The sequence below is a fragment of the Streptomyces sp. WELS2 genome (assembly GCF_013870595.1).
Lineage (GTDB): Bacteria > Actinomycetota > Actinomycetes > Streptomycetales > Streptomycetaceae > Streptomyces.
On record NZ_JACBWZ010000816.1, the window covers coordinates 1 to 2,717 of the forward strand.

Genomic DNA, 2,717 nt, shown 5'->3' on the forward strand with positions numbered 1-2,717 from the left:
GGCAACACCAGCCACACGGTCCCCGTCAGGACGCCCAGCAGGGCGTGCGCCACCCGCACCCGTATGTGCGCGGTGGCACGCCGGGGCCGGCCCCGGATCGGGAAGGACGTCACCTTTCGGAGCGTAGGGGCGGGTGGACGGCCCCGCGAGCGGGGCGGATGCGGGCGGGGCACCGGCCACACGAGGGGGCGCAATGGACGAGCGGCGGACGGACGAGGCCCGGGGCGACGACGGCCGCCCGGACGGGCACCCGGCCGGGCGGAGCCCCGCGCACCCCTCGCAGCCCCCCGAGAGCCCGGAGGCCGGAACGGACGCGGACCACAGCGCAGCGAACACCCCGGCCCCGGACGCCCCCGACCCGGCCGCCACCCCACCGGCCCGGCCCGCCTCCCGCTCCCGCAAGCGCCGCGTCCTCGGGCTCCTCGGCGCCCTCCTCGCCCTGCTCGTGCTCCCGCCGCTCACCGCCGAGACCGCGCTGCGGATCAACTACACCGGTGACCCGGCGCCCGGCACCCGCACCCGGCACCGGGACGCCCTCTGGCTGGGGCACGCCTGGGTGGACGGGCGGAAGACCGACCGGGACGTGCGGGACCTCGCCCGGCGGCTGCGCGACACCGGCATCCGGGACCTCTACGTCCACTCGGGCCCCCTGGAACACGACGGCACCCTGCCCCCGTCGGCGTACGGGAAGGCCGGTTGGTTCACCGCGGCCGTGCACCGGGAACTCCCCGGCGTCCGGGTGCAGGCCTGGCTCGGCGACGTGCTGGCCACCGAGACCCCCGACGGGCTGCGCCTGGACCGCGCGGCCACCCGGACCGCGATCCTCGCCTCCACCCGGGCCGTCCTGGACGCCGGATTCCAGGGCGCGCACTTCGACCTGGAACCCCTGCACTCCGGGGACCGCAACTACCTCGCCCTCCTCGACGGCCTGCGCGAGCTCACCCACGCCCGGGGCGCGGTGCTCTCCGTCGCGGCCCACCAGATCGACCCGCTGCCCGCCTTCCACTCCTTCTGGGGCACGGCCACCGGCCACCCCAAGTGGTGGTCGCAGGCGTACTTCGGGCAGGTGGCCCGCCGGGTGGACCAGATCGCCGTCATGTCGTACGACACCATGCAGCCGGCACAGAGCCTGTACGGCGGCTATGTGGCCCAGCAGACGAGCCTCGCCCTGGAGGTCACCCCGGAGGGCACCGACCTGCTGATGGGCCTGCCCTTCTACCACGAGAACCGGTTCGGTCACCGGGCGCACGCCGAGACCGTCCCGGCCGCCGTGCGCGGGGTCCGGCTCGGCCTGAGCCGCACCGACGCCGGCCGGGCCCGCTTCGGCGTCGCCCTCTACGTCGACTTCGCGGCCACCGAGGCGGACTGGCGGGCGTACCGGGACGGCTGGGCGGCTACGCCCCCGACCGCCTCCTGATCTTCGAACCCAGCCACACCAGCGGGTCGTACTTGCGGTCCACGGCCCGTTCCTTCAGCGGGATCAGGGCGTTGTCGGTGATCCTGATGCCCTCGGGACACACCTCCGTGCAGCACTTGGTGATGTTGCAGTAGCCCAGGCCGTGTTCGTCCTGCGCGGCGCGCGAGCGGTCCAGGCCGGCCGCGGCGGCCGAGTCCAGCGGGTGCATGTCGAGTTCGGCGACCCGCATCAGGAAGCGCGGGCCGGCGAACGCCCGCTTGTTCTCCTCGTGGTCGCGCACCACATGGCAGGTGTCCTGGCACAGGAAGCACTCGATGCACTTGCGGAACTCCTGCGAGCGGTCCACGTCCTCCTGGAACATGCGGTACTCGCCCGGCCCCAGCCCGGCCGGCGGGACGAACGCCGGGACCTCCCGCGCCTTCTCGTAGTTGAAGCCGACGTCCGTCACCAGATCGCGGATCACCGGGAAGGCGCGCAGCGGGGTGATCGTGACCGTCTCGGCGCGGTCGAAGACCGACATCCGGGTCATGCACATCAGCCGCGGGCGGCCGTTGATCTCCGCCGAGCAGGATCCGCACTTGCCCGCCTTGCAGTTCCAGCGCACGGCCAGGTCGGGCGCCTGGGTGGCCTGGAGGCGGTGGACGATGTCGAGCACCACCTCGCCTTCGTTCACCTCGACGGTGAAGTCCTCCAGACCGCCGCCCCCGGCGTCTCCCCGCCACACCTTGAAACGGGCCTCGTAGCCGCTCACTCGTACAGCTCCTCTTCGGCGAGGTACTTGACCAGCTCCTCCTTCTCGAAGAGGGCGAGCAGGTCCGGGCGGATGGGTTCGGTTCTCTCGCGGGTCAGCCGGATCTGCGCCCGCGCGGGGTCGGCCGCCGCGAGCCCGCCGGCGGGGTCGGCCAGGGAGCACAGCAGGTTCACGTTGCGCCAGGCGCGGTCCATCGCCGGGTGGTCCTCGCGGGTGTGCCCGCCGCGCGACTCGGTGCGCTCCAGCGCGGCCCGGGCCACGCACTCGCTGACCAGCAGCATGTTCCTGAGGTCCAGGGCGAGGTGCCAGCCGGGGTTGAACTGGCGGTGGCCCTCCACCCCGGCCCGCCGGGCCCGTACCCGCAGCTCGGCCAGCCTGCGCAGGGCCTGCTCCATCTCCTCCTCCCGGCGGATGATGCCGACCAGGTCGTTCATGGTCTGCTGGAGCTCCTGGTGCAGGGTGTACGGGTTCTCCGGCGCCCCCGCCTCGCCCCCCGCCCCGGCGGAATCCCCGGCCCCGGCGGTGAACGGGCGCAGTGCCTCCGCCGCC

Annotated in this window: 2 protein-coding genes and 1 pseudogene; 1 reads left to right on the plus strand and 2 read right to left on the minus strand. The window is 74.0% G+C overall.

Annotation, left to right across the window (positions count from 1 at the left end):
* Positions 1-193: 193 nt before the first annotated feature.
* Entirely contained in the window at positions 194-1,417 is a 1,224-nt protein-coding gene (locus H5J33_RS30250; protein ID WP_258565500.1) for a hypothetical protein, read from the plus strand.
* Here the strand turns inward: H5J33_RS30250 and H5J33_RS30255 are convergent.
* The gene (locus tag H5J33_RS30255; RefSeq protein WP_181797972.1) at positions 1,395-2,168 is read right to left on the minus strand and encodes a succinate dehydrogenase/fumarate reductase iron-sulfur subunit; all 774 of its coding nucleotides are present in this window, start codon (positions 2,166-2,168) and stop codon (positions 1,395-1,397) included. The two genes, H5J33_RS30250 and H5J33_RS30255, sit on opposite strands and share 23 nt — an antisense overlap.
* Positions 2,165-2,717, minus strand: a pseudogene (locus H5J33_RS30260) (fumarate reductase/succinate dehydrogenase flavoprotein subunit); the annotation flags it as partial. The gene H5J33_RS30255 and the pseudogene H5J33_RS30260, both read right to left, overlap by 4 nt.